Source organism: Streptomyces sp. NPDC101194 (genome assembly GCF_044767885.1).
GTDB lineage: Bacteria > Actinomycetota > Actinomycetes > Streptomycetales > Streptomycetaceae > Streptomyces.
On the sequence record NZ_JBIWOS010000001.1, the window covers coordinates 748,605 to 774,895 of the forward strand.

Consider the following 26,291-nt stretch of genomic DNA (forward strand, 5'->3'; position numbering starts at 1 on the left):
GGGGGCCTGCCGGAGGGGCGGGCGGGGGAGACCCCCCTACTGCTCTCCGGGTACCACCACTCCCGCCTCGTACGCGAAGATCACCGCCTGCGCGCGATCCCGCAGGTCCAGCTTGGCCAGCACCCGCCCGATGTGCGTCTTCACCGTCTGCTCGGCCAGCACCAGCCGTCCCGCGATCTCCTGGTTGGACAGCCCCCGCGCGATCAGCTCCAGCACCTCCCGCTCGCGCGGAGTCAGCCCGTTCAGCCGCAGCGCCTGCCCGCTCCGGGCCGCCCCGGACGGTCCCTGCCGGGCGAAGTCCGCGATCAGGCGCCGGGTCACGGACGGCGCCAGCAGTGCCTCGCCCGCCGCGACCACCCGTACCGCAGAGATCAGATCCGCCGGCGGCGCGTCCTTCAACAGGAAGCCGGACGCGCCGGCGCGCAGCGCCTCGTACACGTAGTCGTCCACGTCGAACGTGGTGAGCATCAGCACCTTGGGCAGATGCACCACGCCCGCGGGCGGGTTCAGCAGCTCGCGGGCCGCCGCCAGGCCGTCCATCTCGGGCATCCGGACATCCATCAGGACCACGTCCGGGTGGACCCGTCGGCTGACGTCGATGCCCTGGCGCCCGTCCGGCGCCTCGCCCACCACGTCGATGTCGCTCTGTGCCGCGAGCAGTGCCGCGAACCCCGCCCGCACCATGGCCTGGTCGTCGACGATGATCACGCGGATGGTCAAGAGTCCTCCGAGGTCGGGGGTGGAACCGGGGTGAGCGGCAGCCGCGCCGCCACCCGGAAGCCGCCGTCGGGCAGCGGTCCGGTGTCCAGCGTGCCGCCCGTCAACCGTACGCGTTCCCGCATGCCGACCAGGCCGTGCCCGGTCCCGGTCGCCTCCAGCGGCGAACCGGGCTTCTCCGCACGGTCGTTGACCACCAGCACGGTCAGGTACGCGCCGTCGGACGTGATCGACACCCGGGTCCGCGCCCCGGGCGCGTGCCGGACCACGTTCGCCAGGGCCTCCTGCACGATCCGGTACGCCGACAGATCCACCGCCTGCGGTACGTCCGACACATCGGCGGCCAGCGACAGTTCGGCCGGCAGCCCCGCCCGCACCGTCGCCTCCACCAACTGCTGCACCCGGTCGAGCCCCGGCTGCGGAGCCCGTTCGCCTTCGGCGCCCTCGCTGCGCAGCACCGTCAGCAGCCGCCGCATCTCCGTGAGCGACTCCCGCGCGCTCGCCGCGATCGCGCCGAACTCCTCGACCGCCTCCTCGGGCAGCCCGCTGATCCGGTAGGGCGCGGAATCGGCCTGGACCGTGATCACGGACATGTGGTGCGCGACCACGTCGTGCAGCTCACGGGCGATCCTGGTGCGCTCCTCCAGCAGCGTCCGCTGCGCCCGCTCGGCCTCGCTGATGGTCTCCTGCTCGGCCAGTCGGCGCTGGGCGTCACCGCGTTCCCGCAGCGCCGCGCCGATCACCAGGACCACCGCGCCGAGGATCACGACCAGCAGCGCGCTGCCGTTGCTCCGCTCCGGCGAGATCAGGTGCAGGGCCAGGCTCGCCGCGCCCGTCGCCACCCAGACCGAGGCCAGGGTCCGCCGGGTCTCGCGCAGGGCCAGCGCGAGCAGGACGAAGAGATAGCCGATCAGCGTGGGCGGGGGCCATGGCCAGATCTCGTACGCGCCGACCGGGTAGCCGAGCAGCACTGCCGCGCCGAGGATGTCCGCCGGGAAGATGATCCACCACGCCTGCAGCGGCCGGTGCGCCAGCATCAGCAGCGGGGCGGCCTGCGCGACGGCCAGGGCTCCCGCCAGTCCTCCGTCCACGCCGTACCCGTTGATCAGGACATTGATCGTGACCGGGACGAAGATGGCGACGAGGGCGAGGACGACGAGGTACGGCAGCAGCCGCTGCCACCGCCTCGGCGCGTCCGCCAGGAGCGGCGTCGCCGGGTGGGACGGGTGGGACAGCCCGTGGGCGAGTTCGCGCAGATTGCGCCGGGCGGCGCTCAGCAGGCCGTCGGCGGGCGGCGGGGGCGTCCGGGGCGGCGTGGACGGCATGGGCGGCGGGGAAGTGGACATGACTCGATCAGCGTAGGCGCGTCGCGGGCCGACGGGCGTCATACCGGGGTCCCGGTCCACCGCCGCGCTTCTCGTACGGGGGTACGACCGGCGAACCGAGCCCCGGTCGTCGGGCGCCGGACGGCTACAGCTCGGCGAGCAGCTGGGCCTTCTTGGCGCTGAACTCGTCGTCCGTCACCAGCCCCGCCTGGTGCAGTTCCCCGAGGTGGCGGATCCGCTCCGCGATGTCCGCGGGGTCGCGCCGCCCCGCGCCCGCCAGGACGGCGGCCTGCGCCGCGGGCGCCGGCTGCTTCCTGCGTAGGGACTCCAGTACGGCCGCGGCGAACGGCAGCGACTCGTGCACCGGGCCGTAGCCGAGGCCGAAGATCACCGCTGCCGGGTCCTGGTCGGCCCGGGTGGGATGGGGAGGCGTCGGTTCCGCGCTGCGCACCGTGCCCGTGCCGAGCTCCGCGCCCGGGTCCGTGCCCGTGGTCATGCCGGAGCCGGCGCTCATGGCGAGGCCGCCGCCCGGTACCGGAGCCGCACCCTCCAGACCCCTCGGAACCAGCCGCAGATAGCCGTCGAAGGCCTCCGGCGAGCGCCACTCGACGCCGCTCAGCTCCGTCACCGCGAACGTCTGGTCACCGGCCTTCCACTTCGCCGTGGAGGCGCCCGTCCAGAACCAGCGGAACGAGATCCGGTCCCCGTCGAAGCTGGCCCGGCCGTCGTACGCCTTGAACTGCATCGGCGCCTCGGGGGCCGCGACCAGGAACCGCTCGGCGGGCTCCGCGGCGTCGGGCGGGAGCAGGGCGCGCAGTTCGTCCGCGTAGTACTCGGCGAGCGTCTCGCGCTCGGCGGGGAGCACCAGCCGGTACGGATCGCAGCCGTCCTTGAGCTGCCCGGCCGCGGCCTCCAGCAACGGGTCGGCACCGGGTCTCGGCACCGCGTGCAGGACCACCGTGCCCCGCTTGCCCGGGGTCAGCGTCACCGACGACAGCGCCGCGTGCGGGACGCGGCGTTCGCGCAGGCTCTGGAAGAGCTTCGGCGTGCGTATACCCCGTTCGAAGCGGATGAGCACGGAGTCGGTGTCGAACTCCCAGGTGGCATGAATTCCGGCCAGCACATCACCCATGTGCCTCATCGTATGCGGCACTTGCCCGCACGTCCCCCTTCGGCGTAAACCGCAATTTCCGGTCGGCTGCGGCGGCTGAGCCCTCAGATCTTCAGGACGGGCTCCTGGCTGCCGGTGATTCGTTCGTGGCAGGTGCTGTCGGAGCTCGCACAGCTCACCGAGTCGTAGGCCCCCACGCCGATGGCGGCGAAGTTGCTGAGACTCCCGGTGCCCGGCTCGAAATAGCCGCTGTGCCCGACCGCGTCGCCCGCCGAGACGACACGCGCGCCGAAGCCCGGGTCGACCGGGTCGGCCCCGTGACCCAGCCCGCCGAGCTCCAGGTTCGGAACGTCCGCGATCCAGTCGCCGTGGTCCCGCGTCGCCCAGACCCTGGCCCGGGTGTCCAGCTGCCCGGCGTTCTCCACGCGCATGCCGGGGCTGCCGGCGACCGCGATGTCGGTGACCCTGGACGGCAGTTCGTGCGCGGCGACACCGCACAGCACCGAGCCGTAGCTGTGGCAGAACAGGGAGACCGGAGCGTTGCCCGGCAACGCGCTCACCAGGGCGTTCAGCCGGACCGCCCCGCGCTCGGCGAGATTCCCCAGGGCCGCGTCCACACCGATCCCGGCCGGCGTGGTGTAGTCGGCCCAGGCGATGACGGCGGTCCGGACCGCGGGGCGCGCGGCGCGCTCGGCCGCGTACAGCGACTTCGCCATGCCGACGGGGGCGGCGTTCACCCTGGGCGCGGACCGCTCCAGCGTCAGCAGGTTGGTGTCGACGCCGGGGACGATCACGGAGACCCGCTGGGCCCGGTCGAGATCGCCGAACACCTCCGCGGCACGGCCCTTTCCGGACGGGTCGAACGCGAGGATGTGCCGGCCCGGGGCGAGCATGGAGTCGAAGCGGTTCAGCCGGCGGAGCGCCTCGGCGCGGCCGTCCGGGGAGAGCCTGGAGTCGTGCATGCGCTGCCGCTCGACCGTCCGTGCCGCCACCAGGGCCCGCTGGTTGGCGTGATAGCGCAGGGTGACCGGGGCACCGTTCAGATTGCCGACGACCAAGGGGTACTTGTCGGCCAGGGCGGTGCGCTGCGCGGCCGTCAGCGAGGCGAAGAACTGTGCCAGGCGGTACGGCGGCGCGTCGACGTCGGGCAGCGCGTGCCCGGCCACGTGGCCCCGTGCCCAGGAGGCGAGCGCGAGGGCGCGGGGCTCGTCGGTGCGCTGGTGTCGGACGGTGGTCCAGCCCGTGGTCGCCAGCATCACGAACACGACCGCGACGGCGAGCAGCGCGCGCCATGCGGTGAGCGTGGGAGAGGAGTCGAAGGAAGTCACTCCGGCCCACATTAGGAGACGCGCGGCGGCAGCCGTGAAGAGGGTGATGCACATCACCCGGCTGTCGGGAATTCAAGGCCGTTTGTTTCACGCTGTGTTGGTGCGGCACGCACACTCGGACGCGCTCGGCGCCCTCGGAGCGTCGCATATGGCCGCCGGGGCACGGCTGTTGTGAAGTCGGTCATGTCATGACACTGAGGCGTACAGCACATCGGACGGAGCTTCCATGGCGTCACCCGAGCCCGGTGCCGGCTCCTTCCCGCCAGTTCCCGGCCAGCGCCGGGACGAGTTGGTCCAGGTACACCTCGGTCAGCGCGCGCAGCGAGTCCACGCTGGCGTCGTGCCCCTGCCCCCAGAGCTGCCCGGTGACCCGCATCACCCCGCTGAACGCGGCCACGGCCACCCTCGGCCGGGGGTCCGTCTCCACGTCGAGCCCCTCGCGCTCGGCGATCAGCAGGGCGATCCGGTTCTCCAGATCGATGCTGCGCCGCAGGTGGGCGGCGAGCAGCGACGGCGTCGACTCGATCATCCGGTACGTACGCATGTGAAGTTCGACCGTGACGATCGCCTCGATCGCCTCACCGATGCTGTTCCAGGCGCAGAGGACCGCGCGGCGCATCGCCTCGAACGGGGCCTCCGCCGCGGGGCGCTGGCGCAGCTCCGAGAGGAAGTACGACTCCACCATCTCCTGGAGGGCGAAGGCGACCGCCTCCTTGCCGGCGAAGTAGCGGAAGAAGGTGCGCTGGGAGACCTCGACCGCGTCGACGATCTGGTCGACGGTGGTCTCCTCGTACCCCTGGGTGATGAAAAGATCGAGGGCGGCGTGCAGCAGGGCGTCCCGGGTGCGTCGCTTCTTCCGTTCACGCAGGCCGGTCGGCCGTCCGCACCGTCCGGCCGGATGCGCGGCCCGCTGCCCATCGGTCACTGAAGTGGTCCTCTTTTCCGCTTTTCCCAGCTCAGCGTACCTGTGAGCTACATGACAGTTGCTGACTTGTGAAATGGTTTGTCAACTGTCAGAGACTGACACTAATCTCCCGGGCATGACTAGTCAGACCACCGTCGAAAAGGCGTCGCGGGAGCCGCGGGACACCGCCGTGCCCGCACCTGCCAAGGGGCTGCGCGGCCACCCCTGGCTGACGCTCTTCTCCGTGGCCATCGGCGTGATGATGGTCGCGCTCGACGGCACGATCGTCGCGATCGCCAACCCCGCCATCCAGAAGGACCTGGGAGCATCGCTCGCCGACGTCCAGTGGATCACCAACGGCTACATGCTCGCCCTCGCGGTCTCCCTGATCACCGCGGGCAAGCTCGGTGACCGGTTCGGCCACCGCCAGACCTTCCTGATAGGTGTCGTCGGCTTCGCCGCGGCATCGGGGGCCATCGGCCTCTCCCACAGCGTCGCGCTCGTGATCGTGTTCCGGGTGCTCCAGGGCCTCTTCGGCGCCCTGCTGATGCCCGCCGCGCTCGGCCTGCTGCGCGCCACCTTCCCGGCCGAGAAGCTGAACATGGCGATCGGCATCTGGGGCATGGTGATCGGTGCCTCGACCGCGGGCGGACCGATCCTCGGCGGGGTGCTCGTCGAGCACGTCAGCTGGCAGTCCGTCTTCTTCATCAATGTGCCGGTCGGCGTGATCGCGCTCCTGCTGGGCCTGGTGATCCTCAAGGACCACCGCGCCGAGAACGCGCCGCGCTCCTTCGACATCGGCGGCATCGTGCTGCTGTCGCAGGCGATGTTCTGCCTGATCTGGGCCCTCATCAAGGGCTCGGAGTGGGGCTGGGGCGACTACAGGACGGTCGGCTTCCTGGGCGCCGCAGTGGTCCTGTTCGTGGTCTTCGCCTTCTCCCAGAAGAACGTCAGGGAGCCGCTGATCCCGCTGGCGATGTTCCGGTCCGTGCCGCTGTCGGCGGGTGCGGTCCTGATGGTCCTGATGGCCTTCGCCTTCATGGGCGGGCTGTTCTTCGTCACCTTCTACCTCCAGAACGTGCACGGTCTGAGCCCGATCGACAGCGGTCTGCACCTGCTGCCGCTGACCGGGATGATGATCGTCGCCTCGCCGCTCGCCGGCGCCATGATCACCAAGTTCGGCCCGCGGGTCCCGCTGGTCGGCGGCATGGTGTGCACGGCGGTCGCCATGTTCGGGATGTCCCAGCTGGACGTCGGCACCGGCACCCTGACCATGTCGATCTGGTTCGGTCTGCTCGGTCTCGGCCTGGCCCCGGTGATGGTCGGCGCCACCGAGGTCATCGTCGGCAACGCCCCGATGGAGCTCTCCGGCGTCGCGGGTGGTCTGCAGCAGGCCGCCATGCAGGTCGGCGGCAGCCTCGGTACGGCGGTGCTGGGCGCGGTCATGGCCTCGCAGGTCAGCTCGAAGCTGCCCGACAACTGGAAGGCCGCCGAGCTTCCACCGCTCAGCCCGCAGCAGTTGGACCAGGCGTCCTCCGCCGTCGAGGTCGGCATCCCGCCGGTGGGCGGGAACGTGCCGCCGGAGGTCGCGGGGAAGATCGCGGGCGTCGCCCACGACACGTTCGTGTCAGGCATGAGCACGGCGTTCATGGTCGCGGGCATCGTCGCGGTGGCCGCCGCGCTGGTCGCCACGCTCACCAAGCGCGGTGCGAATGCCGGGGCGGGTGCGGGCGCCGGTCACATCTGATCGCCCGTCACGACGCCGCCGCGGCGTCAACACAGCGCGTACGACAGCCCCGCCGGACCGTTCCGGCGGGGCTGTCGCCTATCCGGGTGGTGTGATCCGCGGCCCCTTCCCCGGACGCTGCCCCGCAGGTCAGGGTGCGTGCAACTGATTCGCACCACCACGGGGGTCGATTTTCTTGCGCATGACCGTTCTTGCCGCCGCCCTGGCCGCAACCGCCCTGATCCCGCAGACCGCGGCCCACTCGGCGATCCCGCGGGCCGCCGCCCACTCCGCGAGCCCGCGGGCCGTGCCCCACTCCGCGCCCGCCCGGCCCGGTGCCTGCGAGAGCGGGCAGCTCTGCCTCTGGGCGGAGCCGGACTTCACCGGAGCCCGGCAGATCCACGAGCTGTCCACGATCGACATCGACAGTTGCGTCCCGCTGTCGAAGGGCGGCCGGGCCCAGGCGCTCGCCAACCGCACCGGCCGGCCGGTCACCACGTACCAGTCGGCGGAGTGCGCCGAGACCGGTGAGTTCGAGACCTACCCGGGCGGTGGCACCTGGGTGCCCCGGTCCCCGTACCAGATCAGGGCCTTCAAGGTCTGGGAGAACTGACGCCGGACACGCCGAAGGGCGGCGGAACCAGGGGTTCCGCCGCCCTTCGGCCGTGATCCGCCGTGCTTACGCGTCGCCGCCGGCCGCACCCGGGTCGGCCGCGGTCACATCCAGCAGCTCGTACCGGTCGATCGCCTGCTTCAGCAGCGAACGGTCGATCCGGTTCTCCTTCGCGAGCTCGGTGAGCACCGCGAGGACGATCGACTGCGCGTCGATGTGGAAGAACCGGCGGGCCGCGCCACGGGTGTCGGCGAAGCCGAAACCGTCCGCACCCAGCGACTGGTACGCACCGGGCACCCAGCGTGCGATCTGGTCCGGCACGGAACGCATCCAGTCCGAGACCGCCACGAACGGGCCCTCCGAGCCGGAGAGCTTCTGCGTGACGTACGGGACGCGCTGCTCCTCCTCCGGGTGCAGCAGGTTGTACCGCTCCACGTCCACGGCCTCGCGGCGCAGCTCGTTCCAGGAGGTCGCCGACCAGACGTCCGCCCGGACGTTCCACTCGTCGGCGAGGATCCGCTGCGCCTCGACCGCCCACGGGACGGCCACACCGGACGCCATGATCTGGGCCGGGATCTCGCCCCGCTCGGCGGCCTTGTAGCGGTACACGCCCTTGAGGATGCCTTCGACATCCACGTTCTCGGGCTCGGCCGGGTGCTGGATCGGCTCGTTGTAGACGGTGAGGTAGTAGAAGACGTCCTCGTTCTCCTCGGGCGTCCCGCCGTACATCCGGCGCAGACCGTCCTTGACGATGTGCGCGATCTCATAGCTGAACGCCGGGTCGTACGCGACACAGCCCGGGTTGGTCGAGGCGAGCAGCTGCGAGTGGCCGTCCGCGTGCTGGAGACCCTCACCGGTCAGCGTCGTACGACCGGCGGTCGCACCCAGCACGAAGCCGCGCGCGAGCTGGTCGGCCATCTGCCAGAACTGGTCACCGGTGCGCTGGAAACCGAACATCGAGTAGAAGACGTACACCGGGATCAGCGGCTCGCCGTGCGTGGCGTACGCGGAACCGGCGGCGATCAGCGAGGCCGTGCAGCCGGCCTCGGAGATGCCGTCGTGCAGCATCTGACCGGTCGGCGACTCCTTGTACGCGAGCAGCAGATCGCGGTCGACCGCCTCGTACTGCTGGCCGAGCGGGTTGTAGATCTTCGCGCTCGGGAAGAACGCGTCCATGCCGAAGGTGCGGTACTCGTCGGGCGCGATCAGCACGAAGCGCTTGCCGATCTCCTTGTCCCGCATGAGGTCCTTCAGGATGCGGACGAACGCCATGGTGGTGGCGATCGACTGCTGACCCGAACCCTTCTTCGCGGTCGCGTAGGTCTTGTCCTCGGGGAGGACCAGCGGCTTCGCGCGCACCACACGGGTCGGGACGTAACCGCCCAGACCCTTGCGGCGGTCGTGCATGTACTGGATCTCCTCCGAGTCACGGCCCGGGTGGTAGTAGGGCGGGTAGCCCTCGTCCAGCTGCTTGTCCGTGATCGGGATGTGCAGCCGGTCGCGGAACCGCTTGAGGTCCTCGACCGTGAGCTTCTTCATCTGGTGGGTCGCGTTGCGGCCCTCGAAGTTCGGCCCCAGTGTCCAGCCCTTGACGGTCTGCGCCAGGATCACCGTCGGCTGGCCCTTGTGGGCCTTGGCCGCCGCGTAGGCCGCGTAGACCTTCCTGTGGTCGTGACCGCCGCGGCCCAGGTGCAGGATCTGGTCGTCGGTCATGTCCTTGACCATGTCGCGCAGCCGCGGGTCGTCCCCGAAGAAGTGCTCACGGATGTACGCGCCGGACTCGGTGGCGTACGTCTGGAACTGACCGTCCGGCGTGGTGTTCAGCTTGTTGACCAGGATGCCCGTGCGGTCCTGCGCGAGCAGCGGGTCCCAGGAGCGGTCCCAGACCAGCTTGATGACGTTCCATCCGGCACCCCGGAACTGCGACTCCAGCTCCTGGATGATCTTGCCGTTGCCGCGTACCGGGCCGTCGAGGCGCTGCAGGTTGCAGTTGACCACGAAGGTCAGGTTGTCCAGGCCCTCACGGGCGGCGATGGAGAGCTGGCCGAGCGACTCGGGCTCGTCCATCTCGCCGTCGCCCAGGTAGGCCCAGACATGCGACTGGGAGGTGTCGGCGATGCCGCGCGCCTGCATGTAGCGGTTCATCCGGGCCTGGTAGATCGCGCCGAGCGGGCCGAGGCCCATCGAGACCGTCGGGAACTCCCAGAAGTCCGGCATCAGCCGCGGGTGCGGGTAGCTGGACAGACCGTTCGGCGCCTTCGACTTCTCCTGCCGGAAGGCGTCGAGCTGCGCCTCGCTCAGCCGGTCGAGCAGGAAGGCGCGGGCGTAGATGCCCGGGGACGCGTGCCCCTGGAAGAAGATCTGGTCACCGCCCAGACCGTCGTCCTTGCCCCGGAAGAAGTGGTTGAAGCCCACGTCGTACAGCGAGGCCGAGGAGGCGAAGGTTGCGATGTGACCGCCGACACCGATCCCCGGACGCTGGGCGCGCGACACCATCACGGCCGCGTTCCAGCGGGTCGCGTTGAGGACCTTGCGCTCGATCTCCTCGTCGCCGGGGAAGAACGGCTCGTCCTTCGTGGCGATCGTGTTCACGTAGTCCGTGCTGCGCATCTCCGGCACGGCGACGCGCTTCTCGCGCGCACGCTCGATGAGCCGGAGCATCAGGTAACGGGCCCGCTCACGGCCTCGCTCGTCGACCGCGGCGTCGAGCGAGTCGAGCCATTCCTGGGTCTCTTCGGGATCGAAGTCCGGGACCTGGCTCGGCAGGCCGCCAATGATGATCGGGTTGCGATCGGATCCGGAAGCCACGCTGTTCCTTCGCTGTTCGGTGCTGCTCTACAGGGCCTGGCCACGGGAGGACATGCCCCCGAGGTGTATGCATGTACGCCATCACCATCGTGTACCGCGAGGGCGTAAACGTCATCTCTACCGAGGGGTAACCGACGTGTTGCGAGACATCACGTCCGGGGCGCGGGGATGGGCTGGTCCAAACCGCAACCATACGCCCAACCCGTCCAAGCGTTCCCAAAGGATGTTCGACTCCGAATGGCGGACCGAAACGGCATAAGCTGTGGAAGGACGTAAAGGGTGTGGACGGTGGCGCGGCCCCCGCAGGGGACCTGCCGACAGTGCGGCGACGTGGCAGGGAACGTCACCGTTTAGGCGGTCTCGGACGCTGGGTACTTGCGCGATCCGCCGCTCCCGTGTGGACTACGGCCAACGCCCCGCGCACGCGCGTGGCTGAAGCATTTTCCGAAACATGATCAGGAGGCAACCCGTGAGCGCGACCGCGGACCACGCGGAGGAGCGGACCAACCCGGCAGCACGCCTGGGGTTCGAGCCCGGACAGGTGGTCCAGGAGATCGGCTACGACGACGACGTCGAGCAGGAGCTCCGTGAGGGCATTGAGGCCACTATCGGCCAGGAACTCGTCGACGAGGACTACGACGACGTCGCAGACGTCGTCCTGCTGTGGTTCCGCGACGAGGACGGCGACCTTACGGACGCGCTGGTGGATGCCATTGGTCTGATCGAGGACGGCGGCGCGGTCTGGCTGATGACGCCGAAGACCGGCCGTGACGGATACGTCGAACCGAGCGACATCAACGAGTCTGCGCAGACCGCCGGTCTCTCCCAGACCAAGAGCATCAATGCGGGCAAGGACTGGACGGGCAGCCGTCTGGTCACACCGAAGGCGGCCCGGGCCAAGCGCTGAACGGCATTCGCCACGCACCCGCCCCGAAGGCCCCCGACGGCATGAGCACGAGCCGCCGGGGGCCTTTCGCGTGAGCGGAGCCCTGCCGCGCGCGGTACGGCTTCCGGGCCTCGCCCCGTCCGGGCCGACGGGGCGCAGGGTGCCCGCGTGCGGGCGCTGCAGGGCCCGCTGCGGGCCCTGCGTAGGGTGGGAGCCACCCGGACAGCCCAGCCCGGTGAACGTAGCGAAGGGACGCGTCTCATGGCGATCGAGGTCGGCACCCAGGCCCCGGACTTCGAGCTGAAGGACAACCACGGCCGGACCGTGAAGCTCTCCGACTTCCGCGGCGAGAAGAATGTCGTGCTGCTGTTCTACCCGTTCGCCTTCACCGGCGTGTGCACGGGTGAGCTCTGCGCGCTGCGGGACGAGCTGCCGAAGTTCGAGAACGACGACACGCAGCTGCTCGCCGTCTCCAACGACTCCATCCACACCCTGCGTGTCTTCGCCGAGCAGGAAGGCCTCGAGTACCCGCTGGTCTCGGACTTCTGGCCGCACGGCGAGACCTCGCGGGCGTACGGCGTCTTCGACGAGGAGAAGGGCTGCGCGGTGCGCGGCACCTTCATCATCGACAAGGAGGGCGTGGTGCGCTGGACGGTCGTCAACGGCCTGCCCGACGCGCGGGACCTCAACGACTACGTCAAGGCGCTCGACGCGCTCTGACCACGAGCGGCGGATCTGTGGGCGTCCTGTTCAAAAGCCTGCTTTGGCCGGGAACCGGTCACTAGGATCCAGTCGTTCATCGGATGCCAACGCAACGTGGAGGCGCCGGCGCCTGCCGGCCCCCAAGGAAACCAATGGGAGGACTCGTGGGAGTCAGCCTCAGCAAGGGCGGCAACGTCTCGCTGACCAAGGCCGCGCCCAACCTGACCGCGGTCACCGTCGGTCTGGGCTGGGATGCCCGCACCACCACCGGTGGTGACTTCGACCTCGACGCCAGCGCCCTGCTGACGAACGCGGAGGGCAAGGTCGGCAGCGACGGCAACTTCGTCTTCTTCAACAACCTCAAGAGCCCCGACGGCTCCGTCGAGCACACCGGTGACAACCTCACCGGTGAGGGCGAGGGCGACGACGAGGTCATCAAGGTGAACCTGTCCGGCGTTCCCGCCGACGTCGACAAGATCGTCTTCCCCGTCTCGATCTACGAGGCCGAGACCCGCCAGCAGAGCTTCGGCCAGGTGCGCAACGCGTACATCCGCGTCGTCAACCAGGCCGACAACAGCGAGCTGGCGCGCTACGACCTGAGCGAGGACGCCTCGACGGAGACCGCCATGGTCTTCGGCGAGCTGTACCGCAACGGGGCGGAGTGGAAGTTCCGCGCCATCGGCCAGGGCTACGCCTCGGGGCTGCGCGGCATCGCGCAGGACTTCGGCGTCAACGTCTGAGAAGGCGCTGTCGGGCCGAACCGTCGAGGAGCGGCCCGCGGGCCACGCAGGCATGCATTCCGTCCGGCGCCGCACCCCGTGCGGCGCCGGACGCGCTCGACAGCCGGCTCACCGGCTCAACAGACGGTTCATCGACTCGGGGAGGACACACCATGGGCGTCACACTCGCCAAGGGAGGCAACGTCTCCCTCTCCAAGGCCGCACCCAACCTCACCCAGGTGCTGGTCGGGCTCGGCTGGGACGCACGATCCACCACGGGTGCCGACTTCGACCTCGACGCCAGCGCGCTGCTGTGCCAGTCGGGCCGGGTGCTCGGCGACGAATGGTTCGTGTTCTACAACAACCTCACGAGCCCCGACGGTTCCGTGGAGCACACCGGCGACAACCTCACGGGTGAGGGCGAGGGCGACGACGAGTCGATCATCGTGAATCTCACTCAGGTGCCCGTGCACTGCGACAAGATCATTTTTCCGGTCTCGATCCATGACGCGGACAACCGGGGGCAGACCTTCGGCCAGGTCGGCAATGCGTTCATCCGCGTGGTGAACCAGGCGGACGGCCAGGAACTCGCTCGTTACGACCTCACCGAGGACGCGTCGACGGAAACCGCGATGATCTTCGGCGAGCTCTACCGGTACAACGGCGAGTGGAAGTTCCGTGCAGTGGGACAGGGGTACGCGTCGGGACTGCGCGGTATCGCTCTAGACTTTGGGGTCAACGTTTCGTAAAGCCGCGCACGGCGCGGGGGAGCCCCGTACACACCCGGGGGAGACCCGTTTCATACACGATGGGGTAGCCAGTGCTTCTGAAAACCTTCGGCTGGTCGTTCGCGGTCACCGCGCTCGGCCTGGTCGCAGCGGTGTTCTACGGAGGGTGGCAGGCTCTCGGCGTAGTCGCGATCCTTTCCGTCCTCGAGATCTCGCTGTCCTTCGACAACGCGGTGGTCAACGCCGGAATCCTGAAGAAGATGAATGCCTTCTGGCAGAAGATCTTCCTCACGGTCGGCGTGCTCATCGCGGTCTTCGGCATGCGGCTGGTGTTCCCCGTCGTCATCGTGGCGATCACCGCCAAGATCGGGCCGATCGAGGCAGTCGATCTTTCGTTCAGCCAGCCCGACCGGTACCAGGAACTCGTCACGGACGCCCACCCGGCGATTGCCGCCTTCGGTGGCATGTTCCTTCTGATGATCTTCCTCGACTTCATTTTCGAGGACCGTGACATCCAGTGGCTGCGCTGGATCGAGCGCCCGCTCGCCAAGCTCGGCAAGGTCGACATGCTGTCGGTCTGCATCGCGCTGATCGTGCTGCTGATCTCCGCCCTGACCTTCGCGACCAACGCGCACCAGCACGGCGGCGGCCACGCGGACAAGGCGGAGACCGTCCTGCTCGCCGGAGTCGCGGGTCTGATCACGTACCTCATCGTCGGCGGTCTCTCGGGCTTCTTCGAGAACAAGCTGGAGGAAGAGGAGGAGCGGGAGGCCGAGGCCGAGGAGGAGGCCAGGAAGAGCGGCAAGAAGATCTCCGCGATCGCGCTCTCCGGCAAGGCCGCGTTCTTCATGTTCCTCTACCTGGAAGTGCTCGACGCGTCCTTCTCGTTCGACGGTGTCATCGGCGCCTTCGCCATCAGCAACGAGATCGTGCTGATGGCCCTCGGCCTCGGTATCGGCGCCATGTACGTCCGTTCGCTCACGGTCTACCTGGTCCGTCAGGGCACCCTCGACGACTACGTCTACCTGGAGCACGGCGCCCACTACGCCATCGGCGCGCTGGCCGTGATCCTGCTCGTCACCATCCAGTACCAGATCAACGAGCTCATCACCGGCTTCGTCGGTGTCGCGCTGATCGGCTGGTCCTTCTGGTCCTCGGTCCGGCGCAACAAGGCGCTGGAGGCCGCGGGCGGGGGCGACGACGCGGATACCAGGGAAGAGGTTGCGTCCGGGGTGTGACCCGGCAGGAATGTCCGTCCGGGGTGTGACCCGGGGGGAATCGAGGAACGCTCTCAGCGGGGCGGTGCGCACGGCGACGGCTCTCCGGTATCACCGGGAACCGGCCCGGCGGCCGCCCCGCAGTGATGTGGGTGACCTGTGCGACGCATGGGACGGCCGCCGGGCCGGGGAACTTTTTCTACCGATACGTGTGGGGGTTGGGGATGGCGTTCTGGGACAGCTTGTGGCCACGACGTGAGGCACAGTTCGAGTCGGGCAACGCGTCGACCAACTCCATCGTGCTCTCCAAGCGGCACGCCACGGTCTCGCTCACCAAGCAGGGCGCGCTGACCGGCAATCTGCGGGTCAACCTCTCCTGGCGGATGCGTACCTCGGACATCGAGGGCAGGTCGCGGCAGAGCGGCCGGCTGCTGCGGCCCATGAATCTCTTCAAGCCCGACGTGGTCCAGGCGCACACCCAGGGCGTGGTCAACGTCGACCTGGACCTGGGCTGCATGTACGAGCTGAAGGACGGCACCAAGGGCGTGGTCCAGCCGCTGGGCAACCTCATCGGCGACCTCAACGCACCGCCGTACATCCGGCTCAGCGGGGACGACCGCTTCGGGGCGCCGTCGGGCGAGACCGTCTACGTCAATCTCGACCAGCGCGACCAGATCAAACGGCTGCTGTTCTTCGTCTACATCTACGACCAGACGCCCGCCTTCGACCGTACGCACGCCAAGGTGACGCTCTACCCGGGCAATGGCCCGCGGATCGAGATCGAACTCGACGAGCACGCACCTGAGGCCCGCTCCTGCGCCGTGTTCACGGTGGAGAACGTCAAGGACGATCTGATCGTGCGGCGCGAGGTGAAGTTCGTGTACGGATTCCAGTCGGAGCTGGACCGGTTGTACGGCTGGGGCATGCAGTGGGGCCGCGGCTACAAGTCCCGGGCCTGAGCGGCGCTCCAGCCCGTCGGCGACACAGGACCGTGATCACCGGGCGGTCGGACGGCCGACGGGCCCCCTGGGCTGTGGCGGGGCGCTTCCTCGGCCGTCTCGGGACTGCCTCAGGACCGTATGAACTGCGGTCCCTGCGGTGGCAGCGTGAAATTCGGGTCGGGGGCGGGCGCGGCGGCCGCGGCCGGCTGCGGATACCCGTACGCGGGCTGGGGAACGTGCTGTGGGGCCGGCTGGGCCGCCGTGGGCTGCGGGTAGCCGTAGGTCGGCTGCTGGTGCTGGACCGTGACCTGGGAGTCGTGGCCCGGGGCCGGTGCGGGCGGGAACGGGGGCGCGGGCGGCGGAAACGAGGGCGGCGCCGACGACGGGGGTGCCGCCACGGGCGGGGGAGGCGTCATGGACGAGGGAGACGGACCGGGCTCCGCCGCGGCCTCCGACTCGTCCACCGAGATGCCGAAGGCGGTCGCCAGACCCACCAGACCGGTCGGGTAGCCCTGTCCCACGGCCCGGAATTTCCAGCCATCGCCGCGCCGGTAGAGCTCGCCGCAGATGATCGCCGTCTCCTCGCCGGTCTCCGGCCGCACATCGAAGACGGCGAGCGGCTCCCCGCCCGCCGACGCCGCGTCGTAGAGCAGGATGCGCAGATCGTGCACCTGAGCGAATGCGGCTCCGTCGGAGGACGCGGCGACGACCACCTGCTCGACCGAGGCGTCGAGCGCGTTGAGGTCGGCCTCGATGCTGTCCGTGAGTCCTTCGGGGACGCTGCGCTTCGGCAGTCGTCGTACCAGGCCGGAGGGGTGACGGGGTTGGTTGTAGAAGACGAAGTCCTCGTCCGAGCGCACGCGGCCACCGGCTCCGAGCAGCAGGGCCGAGGCGTCCACATCCGGAATCCCGGAGCCCGGGGTCCAGCGCAACACGGCCCGTACGGCCAAGGCGTTCAGAGGGACGTTCGAGCCTTTCACCATCGCGTGCGTCATGCCCGTCATCCTGCCTGCTGGCTGCCCGCGCGGACAACGTGGGGGTCGTACCGGGTGTCTCGGCGGTGCGTCGGAACCGCGTCGTCCGCGGTACGTCGACCCGTCGGGAAATGGACGAGTTACCCGGAATTCATGCCTGCGGGGAACTGTTGACACCCGCTCGTACGTACTATTACCGGCCATACGTCGTCCGGCCGATCAGGCAGTTCGGGGGAATCACATGCGTCATTTCGGGCATATTGCGCCCGCTGCGAGAGAGGGTCTGTTCTTCCAGGAACCGTGCGAATTCGGCGCGGACTCACCGGCCCGCGTGCTTTCGGCCGCCCTGGGAGCGACCCTGTACAGCCCTGCCACCAGGCCGAGGCTTGCTGACGACGTCATCAAGCAGGTCGGGCGCGGTGTCGTCTCGATGGTGCTGTGCCTGGAGGATTCGATCGACGACTCCGAGGTCGTCGGTGCCGAGGAGAACCTGGTCAGACAGTTCGCCGACCTCGACGCGCGCGGTGCCGATGTGCCCCTGCTCTTCATTCGGGTCCGGGAGCCGGGCCAGATAGCGGACCTGGTGGGCCGACTCGGTCGCACCGTCCGATTGTTGTCTGGTTTTGTACTTCCGAAGTTCACCGAAGAGTGCGGTGTGCCGTACCTGGAGGCACTCGCCAACGCCGAGAAGGTGTGCGGGCGGCGCCTGTTCGCGATGCCCGTTCTCGAATCGCCCGAGCTGCTGCATCTGGAGACCCGTGGCGAGGCGCTCCGGGGAATAGCCCGCACCGTCGACAAGTACCGCGAGCGGGTCCTCGCGCTGCGGCTCGGCGTCACCGACTTCTGCTCGGCCTACGGGCTCCGCAGGGCGCCCGACATGACGGCGTACGACGTGCAGATCGTCGCCGCCGTCATCGGCGACGTGGTCAACGTCCTGGGCAGGGCGGACGGCACCGGCTTCACGATCACCGGGCCGGTGTGGGAGTACTTCCGGCTCCAGGAGCGCATGTTCAAACCGCAGCTGCGCCGCAGCCCCTTCCTGGAGGGGCGGGCCGAGGAACTGCGCACGGCACTGATCGAGCACGACCTCGACGGCCTGCTGCGCGAGATCGAGCTCGACCGGGCCAACGGCCTGCTCGGCAAGACCTGCATCCATCCGTCGCACGTCGCGCCCGTGCATGCGCTGTCCGTGGTCAGTCATGAGGAGTTCAGTGACGCGCAGGACATCCTGCGGCCGGAGCGTGACGGCGGTGGCGTGATGCGGTCGGCGTACACGAACAAGATGAATGAAGTGAAGCCGCACCGCGCCTGGGCCGAGCGCACTCTGCAGCGCGCCGAGGTCTTCGGCGTGGCGAGGGAGGACGTCGGCTTCGTGGAGCTGCTGGCCGCAGGCCTCGCGGAATGAGCGCGGCTCGGGGAGTGAACGGGTTTCGAGGGGCGAGCGGGCTCCGCCGGGTGAGTCGGCTCCATGGGATGAGCGGGCTCCGCGGAACGGGTGTGTCCCGATGAGCGGGCGCACGGCAGGGAAAGAGGCGGCGAACGTGGTGTGGTCGGGCAGCTGGGTGGCGGAGCGACTGGGCGTCGAGCTCGTCGGCGACGGGAGCCCCGGCGGCGACGAGGAGCTGAGGGAACTGCTGGGCCTCGCCCTGCGCCGCAACCCCAAGCGGGCCCATCTGCTCGTGTCGAACGTGCTCGGCAAGCACGTGCCGCAGAAGCCCTCCGTGGTGTACGCCGCCGGCTTCGAGCTCGGCCGACGGGTGCACGAACTCCTCGGTGACGCCGCGGCGCGCCGGGCCGTCGTGCTCGGTTACGCGGAGACGGCCACCGGTCTCGGGCACGCGGTCGCCGACGGGCTCGGGGTGGCGCCGTACCTCCACTCGACGCGCCGCCCCGTCGAGGGCGTGGAGCGGGCGGGGGGCTTCGAGGAGTCGCACTCGCACGCCACCTCCCATCTGCTGCTCCCGGAGAACCCGGCCCTGCTGGCGGGCGACTGCGACCCGGCAGGCGCAGACGCGGGCGCCGAGATGCACGCGGACGCGGCCACCGGTGCGGGTCCGGGCGCCGACGTCGGTGCGCCGCTGGTGCTGGTGGACGACGAGTTCTCCACCGGCAACACCGTGCTCAACACCATCCGCGCGCTCCACGAGCGGTACCCGCGGAGCCGGTACGTCGTCGTCGCCCTGGTGGACATGCGGTCGTCGGCCGACCACGGACGGCTGACCGAGTTCGCCGTGGAGATCGGCGCGCGCGTCGACCTGGTGACGCGCAGCTCGGGCACCGTCGCCCTTCCCGAGGGCGTTCTGGAGAAGGGCCGGGCGCTGGTCGCCGCGCAGGAGGAGGCACGCTCCGAGCGGCCGGGAGCGGCCGGTCCGCCGAGCACAAAGGGGGCAGCCTTCGAAGCGACGGCCTCCCCGAGGTCGCGGACGACCGGTTCCGCCGCTGCGGGAGCCGACGTCGCAACCGGTTCCGCCGTGGCTTCGGCAGCCGGTTCCGGCGCCGCGGAGGCGGGCGTCGAACCGGGGCGCGGGTTCTGTACCCGGGTGGACCTCCAGTGGCCCGCCGGTGTGCCCGACGGTGGACGGCACGGCTTCACCCCCGCCCACCGGGCCGCCCTGGAGCCGGTCCTTCCGGCCATGGCCGCCCGTATCGCCGCGGCACTGGGTGACGCCCGACGCGTGCTCGTCCTCGGCTTCGAGGAGCTGATGTACGCCCCTCTCCGCCTGGGCACGGCCCTGGAGGACCACACCGACGCCGAGGTCCGGTACTCCACCACCACGCGTTCCCCCGTCCTCGCGGTGGACGACCCCGGTTACGCGATACGGACCCGGCTGGTCTTCCCGGCCCATGACAACCCGGCCGACGGACCCGGTGACCGGTACGCGTACAACGTCGCGGGCGCCGGTTTCGACGCCGTCGTCGTGGCCGTCGACTCCACCGCCGACACTCCCGAACTCCACTCTCCCGACGGCCTGCTGGCGCAGCTCGGCGAACACGCCGACCGCGTGCTGCTCGTCGTCGTCCCCTCGTACGTCCCGTCGTACGCCGCCTCACGCACCGCGTCGGGCCTCCCCGCGCACGCCTCCGAACGGCAGGAACCCCCCATGCTGCCCGAGCCCCTCCACGGCCCCGCCTTCTCCTCCTACGCACCGGACGACGTCGGCTGGCTGCTCCAGGACCTCTCGGACGTGGAACTGGAGGCGCCCACCGAGGAGCGCGAGGAGGCGATACAGAGCGGTGGCGCGCACTACGCCGAGTCGCTGCCTGTCGAGTACCAGCCGTCCGCCCAGTACCAGGGCCTGTTCAAGGCGGCGCTGGATCTTTCGGCCGCCCGCGTCGCCCGCGCCGTCGGCACCGTCACCGAGACGGTGCTCGCCGAGCGGAGCCCCCGCCCCGTCCTGGTCTCGCTCGCCAGGGCCGGCACCCCCGTCGGCGTACTCATGCGCCGCTGGGCCCGGCACCGGCACGGACTCGACCTGCCGCACTACGCCGTCTCCATCGTGCGGGGCCGCGGCATCGACGCCAACGCCCTGCGCTGGCTGGCCGCCCACCACGATCCGGCGGATGTCGTCTTCGTCGACGGCTGGACCGGCAAGGGGGCGATCACGCGTGAACTGTTGGCCGCGCTCGCCGAGTTCGACGGATTCAACCCCGAGATCGCGGTCCTGGCCGACCCGGGCGGCTGCGTCCGTACCTATGGCACCCGCGAGGACTTCCTCATCCCGTCGGCCTGCCTCAACTCCACCGTTTCCGGGCTGATCTCGCGGACCGTCCTCCGTTCCGACCTGGTCGGACCCGACGACTTCCACGGCGCGAAGTTCTACCGGGAGCTCGCGGACAGTGATGTGTCCGGCCACTTCCTGGACACCGTCGCCGCCCACTTCGACGAGGTCGTCGACGCCGTGGACGCCGAGGTGAAGGAGCTGCTCGCGGCCGACCGCGCCCCGACCTGGGAGGGCTGGGCCGCCGTGGAGCGCATCAGCGAGGAGTACGGGATCCACGATGTGAACCTGGTCAAACCGGGCGTCGGCGAGACGACCCGCGTACTGCTGCGCCGCGTCCCGTGGAAGATCCTCGCCAAGCGCGGTGCGGGCGCGGACCTCGAGCACATCCGTCTGCTGGCCGAACAGCGGGGCGTCCCGGTCGAGGAGGTCGACGGACTCCCCTACACCTGCGTCGGTCTGATCCACCCGAAGTACACCAAGGGCGCGACGGGCGCGGACGGCAAGGCGGTGGAGTCGAAGTGACGAGCCCGGCCACGCCGCCCGCCCCCGCCGCTTCGTCCGACCCCGTGACCCTGGTCGCCAGCGACCTCGACCGCACGCTCATCTATTCGGCGGCGGCGCTCCAGCTCCCCATGCCGGACGCCGATGCCCCCAGGCTGCTCTGCGTGGAGGTGTACGACCACAAGCCGCTCTCCTACCTGACCGAGACGGCCGCGACGCTGCTCGACGGGCTCGCCCGCTCCACGGTGTTCGTCCCGACGACCACCCGCACCCGCGAGCAGTACGGGCGCATCCATCTCCCCGGCCCCGCACCGCGGTTCGCGATCTGCGCCAACGGCGGACACCTTCTCGTCGACGGTGAATCCGACCCCGACTGGCACACGCGGGTCTCCCGCAGACTCGCCGACGAATGCGCTTCGCTCGCCGAGGTCCGCGCCCATCTCCTGGCGGCGGCCGACCCCGCCTGGCTGCTCAAGGAGCGCGTCGCCGAGGACCTCTTCGCCTATCTCGTCGTCGAACGCACGCTGTTGCCCGAGGGCTGGGTCGAGGAACTGGGGGAGTGGGCGGAGACCCGCGGCTGGACGGTTTCCCTCCAGGGCCGCAAGATCTACGCCGTACCGGGCCCGCTCACCAAGAGCGCCGCCATGAACGAGGTCGCCCGGCGCACCGGCGCCACGCTCACCCTCGCCGCCGGTGACAGTCTCCTCGACGCCGATCTGCTGCTCGCCGCCGACCGCGCATGGCGTCCGGCCCACGGTGAACTCGCCGACACCGGCTGGAGCGCCCCGCACGTCGAGGTGACGGCCGGGCACGGTGTGGCGGCGGGAGAGGAAATCCTGCGGCACCTCCTGCGGGCCCGGGGACAGGCGTTCTGACACCTCCCACGGACGCGCGCCGGATCCGCGACCGTTCCGGATCCGACGCGCGCTCGACGCCCGACGCGCGTCCGATCCCCAGCGACCGGGTGCTCGACGCGCGTCCGATCTCGCGTGACCGGTGATGATCGGCGGCTACAGTCGCCGCGTTCCCGCCCGCACGCCCCGCAGCCTGCGAGGACGGGGCGGCGCAGGCCCGGCAGAACCGATGAGGAGCGTGTGATGGCCAAGGGCAACGAAACCAAGATCACGGACGAGCTGTACGCGTACATGCTGGCCCACAATCCGCCGCTCGACGCGGTGCAGCGCGAGCTCGTCGAGACCACGTACGCCCGCCTGCCCGAACACGCCGGCATGCAGTCGGCCGAGGAACAGGGACCGCTGCTCGCCTTTCTCGTCCGGCTGACCGGGGCCCGCCACATCGTGGAGGTCGGGACGTTCACCGGATTCTCCGCCCTGTCGATGGCCCAGGCGCTGCCCGCCGACGGACGGCTGATCGCCTGCGACATCTCGGAGGAGTGGACCGCCTACGGTCGGCGGGCATGGGAGAAGGCGGGCGTCGCCGACCGGATCGAGCTGCGCATCGCCCCCGCGCTCGACACCCTGCGGGCGATGCCGGCCGAGCCGCACATCGATCTCGCCTATCTGGACGCGGACAAGGGCAACTACATCCCGTACTGGGAGGAACTGGTGCCCCGCATGCGGCAGGGCGGTCTCGTCGTGACGGACAACGTGCTCTTCCACGGCGGCGTGACCGACCCGCGGGCGACCGGCGGAGCGGCGGCGATCAAGGAGTTCAACGAACACGTGGCCGCCGATCAGCGGATGGACAGCGTGCTGCTCACCGTGTCGGACGGGCTGACGCTGTCCCGTAAGCGCTGAGAAGAGCTCGTCGACGGGGAGACCGGGCACTCGGGAGGAGTCGGTACGGACGGCTCCAGGGTCGGCTCCCATGCCCCGCCCCGGCTCTCAGCCGCAGCAACCTCCGCCGCAGCAGCCGCCACCGCCCCCTCCGCCGCCTGCCGACGGTGCGGCGGGCGCGGACTTGGCCGACGAACCACCCACGGCCACGGTGGACAGCAGTTTCACGGTGTCGGCGTGCCCGGCGGGGCAGGAGGCCGGATCCGAGGACTGGGCCATCGGGCGGCTGAGTTCGAACGTGTCTCCGCAGGAGCGGCAGCGGTACTCGTAACGAGGCATGTGCCCAGGCTATCCGGCACCGGCCGGGAGAGACCGGGAGCCGGGTGAAAGGGGCGGGCGAGCAGGGTGGGCGAACGGGTCAGCGACGGCGAACGACCGGCATCGCCTCGTTCGTCGCCTTCCGGGCCATCCGCAGTTCCCGCTCGACCTCTTCGGGATGGCGGGCCCGCCAGTACGGGTTGTCGTGGGGGAGGCCGCCGCTGACCCGCCCGTACATCCCGAACATCATCAGCATCAGACCGACCACGAAGCTGAAGAGCACGTTCTGGAGGTGGAAGGCGAGGAAGTTGTAGCCGGTACCGAGCAGCGCGAGGTTGATGAAGCCGCTGAGGATGAAGGCGACGCCCAGAATCATGTTGAGCGTCGAGGCGAAGTTGCCGCCGATCACCATCCCGATGAACAGCAGCAGGCCGACGCAGATGGACAGGACGCTGAGCGCGCCATTGGTGTTGAGGCCGGCGACGGTGGCGCCGCCGGTGTTGAAGAAACCGATCTCGTCGATCAGCCCCAGGATCCCGAAGGCCAGCAGCACCAGCCCCATCAGCCCTGCCCCGACCCGGTAGACGCTGCTGAGCCGGTGATCGATCGGCAGGTGCTTGTCGAGCCGGGTGGCCCTGCGAGGGCGTCGGGGAGCGTGTCGTCCGGTGGCGTGCAGTACATGGGTGGCCATGTCGGTCTCCGGTCTCCTGCGGGCGTACTACCAGCATCCGCCCGCGACCTCGCCCCCGCACATCAGCGGGCCGCGGAGACCGGTCCGGCGCATCGGGGCCGCCCCGGTCGCCCCGCCCGCGCATCAGCCGCCCGACCCGCGCTCCTCACGGATCCCGGAGACCACCCGCGCAGCCGTCTGACGCACGGCTTCGGTCTCGGCCAGAAAGTGCCAGTAGTCCGGGTGGCGCCCCTCCAGTCCGGCGATGGCAGCCTCCAGCCGGGCCACACCGTCGTCCAGCGGCCGCGCATGGCGGGGATCGGGCGTGTTGCGCCCCGCCATGGCCAGGCGCTGGGCGTCCCGGAGCGCGAAGCGGGTCCGCTGGATCTCCTGCTGAGGGTCCTTGGCCACGTCGTTGAGCCGGTGCAGCCGGTCACCGGCCGCGGACACCGCCTCATCGGTGGCGTTCAGCAGAGCGCGGACCGTGCTCAGCCGGGACGTCGCGTCGGCCCACCGCTGCTCGTCGCGTGCCCTGGCCGCTTCCTTCAGCTTCTCCTCGGCCTGCCGCACATGGGTGGCCGCCTGCTCCGGCACCGGCTGCAGGTCCTGCCAGCAAGCCGCCGAGAAGCGCCGCCGCAGCTCGCTCAGCACCGGCTCCACCGAGTCGGCCCGGGTCGTCAGCGCCTGGGCGCGGGTCCGCAGCGACACCAGCCGGTGATCGATCTCGGCGGCCCGCTCGGGCAGCTGGGCGGCCTCCGCACGTACCGCCTCGGCATCGCGCAGTACTCGGTCGGCGCGCTGCAAGGTCTCCGGAACACCGTGCCGGCCGGCGCCCTGGTTGAGCTTGGTCAGCTCAGGAGCGAGCGCTGCCAGCCGCGCGGCGAGATCGTCCGCCCGCAGCCCGGACGCCCGCACCGCGTCGAGAGCGTTGCTCGCGCCGAGGAGAGCCTGCCGGGCCCGCTCCACGGCGGGCGCGAGCCGGGCGAGCTGAGTCTCCGCGTTGCCCAGCAGAGGCCCGAGGCCCTGCGCGAACCGGTCGAGCTCGCCCTTGACCCGTACCAGCTCGTCCTTGGACCTGGTCAGCTCGGTCCTGGCCTGAGCCGCGACCGCCGGTTCCAGATCGTCGCGGTCCAGGTCGTGCGCGTCGACCGCGGTGATGTACATATGACTGGCCTCGTCGATCCGTCGCCCCAGAGCGGCGAAGTCGTCCACGGCCTTGCGCGCACCGGGCGAACTGTCCACCGCGGTGATCGTCTCGATCGAGATCCGCAGATCGCGCTGAGCCGTGTCCAGCTCGTAGAAAGCTGCGGCGGCGGCATCCTTCGCGGCCTGTGCCTCGGCGCGCTGACTCTCCCCGCGCCCGCCGAACCAGCGCCGCGTACCGCCACCGGCGAACGCGGCCGGCAACGCGGCGACGAGCAGCGGCACGGGCAGCAACATCAGCGAGAGGGCGTCACTGACACCCTTGAAACGTCTGACGTCTGCGACACCCCTGGCACCTCTGACGTCCCCGACAGCGACATCCCTGGCATCGACATCCCCGACAGCGACATCCCTGGCAGTGGCGTTCCTGACGGCGGAACTCCCACCCGCTCTCGCCCGCGGCCGCGCGTGTGTCGCCGTCACATCCCTCTCCCGTGCCGATTCTCCCTGCCCGGATCATTCTCCCACCAGGTAAGGACGAACACACGGGTCGGTTAGTTCACGCTTCGCACCGTGACTCGGCCGTTGTTGCTGTGTGCCTTCACCACGTGAGGGCTGTCGTCGCTGCGCGGCGCGTCCACCGAAGTGCTTCCGTTGCGGGCGGTGGCGCTCACCGCGTACCTCACGGACCCGCCCGGCAGATCGATGGCGACCCTTCCGTTGTCGCTCTCGGCCTCCACGAGATCCGGCACGGAGGTGAACCCCAGCCGCACCCTGCCGTTGTCGGACCGCGCCGACACGGACGTGGCCGAGATCCCTTCGGCGAGGACGCCACCGTTGTCGCTCTCCAGCTTGAGCGGACCGCTGGACTCCCGGACGGTCACCTTCCCGTTGTCGGCGTGGAGGGTGAGGGGCGTGTCGAAGCCGGACGCGACGATCTTCCCGTTGTCCCCCTTGACGATCACGGCCACCCCGCGCGGCACCTTGACCTGGTGCTGCGAGGCACAGTCGCTGATCACCGCCCTGCACTTCACCCGCAGCGTGAGCGTGTCGTCCTCCATCGCCCACTTGGGATCGGGTCCGTTCCCGAAGACCACCCAGCCGTCGACCCGACGCGTCACCTCGACCTTCCGCACATCGGCAGGCACGAGCTCCAGGGACGTGTGCCCGGAGCGGATGGTCAGCGTCTTCCCGCTGAGCGCGAACGACTTGTGCTCGGCGGGTGCGTCGGAGGAGTCCGAACTGCCGCAGCCGGTCAGGACCAGCCCGAGAAGCGCGGCACCGCCGGAAGCGATGAGAGTGCGGGTACGGAGTGCCACGATGATCTTTCCCCCAGGACGTACGCCGGGCGGTCCCCGACGGTGTGGGCTTCACCGTACGCAGGCCCGTCACCTGCCAGAATCCGGACGGCTACCGGAAAAAGGGTGGGGATATCCCCCCGGAAACCCACCCGGCCCGCCCACGCCGGCCCAGGGACCGTGCTTCCCTGCCCACTACCGCTC

The 26,291-nt window shown here is 70.0% G+C and carries 23 protein-coding genes; 12 read left to right on the forward strand and 11 right to left on the reverse strand.

Annotated features, from left to right (window positions below; all coding sequences use genetic code 11):
• Positions 1-36: 36 nt before the first annotated feature.
• The 5 genes from ACIRP2_RS03285 to ACIRP2_RS03305 form a co-directional block, all read right to left on the reverse strand.
• Positions 37-720, reverse strand: coding sequence for a response regulator (locus ACIRP2_RS03285; protein WP_404246014.1), 684 nt, complete (start codon positions 718-720; stop codon positions 37-39).
• Positions 717-2,063 (reverse strand): sensor histidine kinase, encoded by a 1,347-nt coding sequence (locus ACIRP2_RS03290; protein WP_404246016.1) that lies wholly within the window; start codon positions 2,061-2,063, stop codon positions 717-719. Before ACIRP2_RS03290 ends, ACIRP2_RS03285 begins: the two co-directional genes overlap by 4 nt.
• Positions 2,064-2,187: 124 nt before the next feature.
• A complete protein-coding gene (locus ACIRP2_RS03295; RefSeq protein ID WP_404246018.1) occupies positions 2,188-3,174 on the reverse strand; it encodes a DUF4429 domain-containing protein in 987 nt (328 codons plus the stop codon).
• An 83-nt stretch (positions 3,175-3,257) separates the two neighbouring features.
• Entirely contained in the window at positions 3,258-4,481 is a 1,224-nt protein-coding gene (locus tag ACIRP2_RS03300) for an alpha/beta hydrolase (RefSeq protein ID WP_404246020.1), read from the reverse strand.
• A gap of 232 nt (positions 4,482-4,713) precedes the next feature.
• Positions 4,714-5,406, reverse strand: a complete 693-nt coding sequence (locus ACIRP2_RS03305; protein WP_404246022.1) for a TetR family transcriptional regulator — start codon at positions 5,404-5,406, stop codon at positions 4,714-4,716.
• A 238-nt stretch (positions 5,407-5,644) separates the two neighbouring features.
• On the opposite strand from ACIRP2_RS03305, the gene ACIRP2_RS03310 reads away from it, so the two are divergent.
• A complete protein-coding gene (locus ACIRP2_RS03310) occupies positions 5,645-7,132 on the forward strand; it encodes an MFS transporter (RefSeq protein ID WP_404247145.1) in 1,488 nt (495 codons plus the stop codon).
• A gap of 175 nt (positions 7,133-7,307) precedes the next feature.
• Positions 7,308-7,724: a peptidase inhibitor family I36 protein gene (locus ACIRP2_RS03315; RefSeq protein ID WP_404246024.1), complete on the forward strand. Its 417-nt coding sequence runs from the start codon at positions 7,308-7,310 to the stop codon at positions 7,722-7,724.
• A 66-nt stretch (positions 7,725-7,790) separates the two neighbouring features.
• Here ACIRP2_RS03315 and aceE read toward each other — a convergent pair whose 3' ends face one another.
• Complete coding sequence (gene aceE, locus ACIRP2_RS03320) at positions 7,791-10,532, reverse strand: pyruvate dehydrogenase (acetyl-transferring), homodimeric type (protein WP_404246026.1); 2,742 nt, start codon at positions 10,530-10,532, stop codon at positions 7,791-7,793.
• A gap of 469 nt (positions 10,533-11,001) precedes the next feature.
• On the opposite strand from aceE, the gene ACIRP2_RS03325 reads away from it, so the two are divergent.
• From ACIRP2_RS03325 to ACIRP2_RS03350, 6 genes are all read left to right on the forward strand, one after another.
• Complete coding sequence (locus ACIRP2_RS03325) at positions 11,002-11,439, forward strand: DUF3052 domain-containing protein (RefSeq protein WP_351075805.1); 438 nt, start codon at positions 11,002-11,004, stop codon at positions 11,437-11,439.
• A gap of 240 nt (positions 11,440-11,679) precedes the next feature.
• Complete coding sequence (locus ACIRP2_RS03330) at positions 11,680-12,138, forward strand: peroxiredoxin (RefSeq protein ID WP_404246028.1); 459 nt, start codon at positions 11,680-11,682, stop codon at positions 12,136-12,138.
• A 146-nt stretch (positions 12,139-12,284) separates the two neighbouring features.
• Complete coding sequence (locus ACIRP2_RS03335; RefSeq protein ID WP_391742296.1) at positions 12,285-12,860, forward strand: TerD family protein; 576 nt, start codon at positions 12,285-12,287, stop codon at positions 12,858-12,860.
• A gap of 152 nt (positions 12,861-13,012) precedes the next feature.
• Complete coding sequence (locus tag ACIRP2_RS03340; protein ID WP_404246030.1) at positions 13,013-13,588, forward strand: TerD family protein; 576 nt, start codon at positions 13,013-13,015, stop codon at positions 13,586-13,588.
• A gap of 71 nt (positions 13,589-13,659) precedes the next feature.
• A complete protein-coding gene (locus tag ACIRP2_RS03345) occupies positions 13,660-14,805 on the forward strand; it encodes a DUF475 domain-containing protein (protein WP_404246032.1) in 1,146 nt (381 codons plus the stop codon).
• 203 nt (positions 14,806-15,008) lie between these two features.
• On the forward strand, positions 15,009-15,743 hold the full coding sequence (locus ACIRP2_RS03350) for a Tellurium resistance (protein ID WP_404246034.1): 735 nt from the start codon (positions 15,009-15,011) through the stop codon (positions 15,741-15,743).
• A gap of 110 nt (positions 15,744-15,853) precedes the next feature.
• Here the strand turns inward: ACIRP2_RS03350 and ACIRP2_RS03355 are convergent, their stop codons facing one another.
• A complete protein-coding gene (locus ACIRP2_RS03355) occupies positions 15,854-16,720 on the reverse strand; it encodes a TerD family protein (protein WP_404246036.1) in 867 nt (288 codons plus the stop codon).
• 220 nt (positions 16,721-16,940) lie between these two features.
• Between ACIRP2_RS03355 and ACIRP2_RS03360 the strand changes: the two genes are divergently transcribed.
• From ACIRP2_RS03360 to ACIRP2_RS03375, 4 genes are all read left to right on the forward strand, one after another.
• Positions 16,941-18,104 carry an HpcH/HpaI aldolase/citrate lyase family protein gene (locus ACIRP2_RS03360; RefSeq protein WP_404246038.1) on the forward strand — a complete coding sequence of 388 codons (1,164 nt, stop codon included), beginning with the start codon at positions 16,941-16,943 and terminating at the stop codon, positions 18,102-18,104.
• Positions 18,105-18,204: 100 nt separating this feature from the next.
• Positions 18,205-20,943: a phosphoribosyltransferase gene (locus ACIRP2_RS03365; RefSeq protein ID WP_404246040.1), complete on the forward strand. Its 2,739-nt coding sequence runs from the start codon at positions 18,205-18,207 to the stop codon at positions 20,941-20,943.
• Entirely contained in the window at positions 20,940-21,797 is an 858-nt protein-coding gene (locus ACIRP2_RS03370) for an HAD family hydrolase (protein WP_404246042.1), read from the forward strand. Before ACIRP2_RS03365 ends, ACIRP2_RS03370 begins: the two co-directional genes overlap by 4 nt.
• Before the next feature lie 222 nt (positions 21,798-22,019).
• Positions 22,020-22,679 (forward strand): O-methyltransferase, encoded by a 660-nt coding sequence (locus ACIRP2_RS03375; protein ID WP_404246044.1) that lies wholly within the window; start codon positions 22,020-22,022, stop codon positions 22,677-22,679.
• 87 nt (positions 22,680-22,766) lie between these two features.
• On the opposite strand, the gene ACIRP2_RS03380 is transcribed toward ACIRP2_RS03375, so the two are convergent.
• The 4 genes from ACIRP2_RS03380 to ACIRP2_RS03395 all read right to left on the reverse strand — a co-directional run bounded on the left by ACIRP2_RS03380 (position 22,767) and on the right by ACIRP2_RS03395 (position 26,108).
• Entirely contained in the window at positions 22,767-22,997 is a 231-nt protein-coding gene (locus tag ACIRP2_RS03380; RefSeq protein WP_361445280.1) for a zinc ribbon domain-containing protein, read from the reverse strand.
• Between the two features lie 79 nt (positions 22,998-23,076).
• Positions 23,077-23,667 carry a DUF4383 domain-containing protein gene (locus ACIRP2_RS03385; RefSeq protein WP_404246046.1) on the reverse strand — a complete coding sequence of 197 codons (591 nt, stop codon included), beginning with the start codon at positions 23,665-23,667 and terminating at the stop codon, positions 23,077-23,079.
• A 123-nt stretch (positions 23,668-23,790) separates the two neighbouring features.
• Complete coding sequence (locus ACIRP2_RS03390) at positions 23,791-25,086, reverse strand: hypothetical protein (protein ID WP_404246048.1); 1,296 nt, start codon at positions 25,084-25,086, stop codon at positions 23,791-23,793.
• 257 nt (positions 25,087-25,343) lie between these two features.
• Positions 25,344-26,108, reverse strand: coding sequence for a DUF4097 family beta strand repeat-containing protein (locus ACIRP2_RS03395; RefSeq protein ID WP_404246050.1), 765 nt, complete (start codon positions 26,106-26,108; stop codon positions 25,344-25,346).
• Positions 26,109-26,291: the final 183 nt, after the last annotated feature.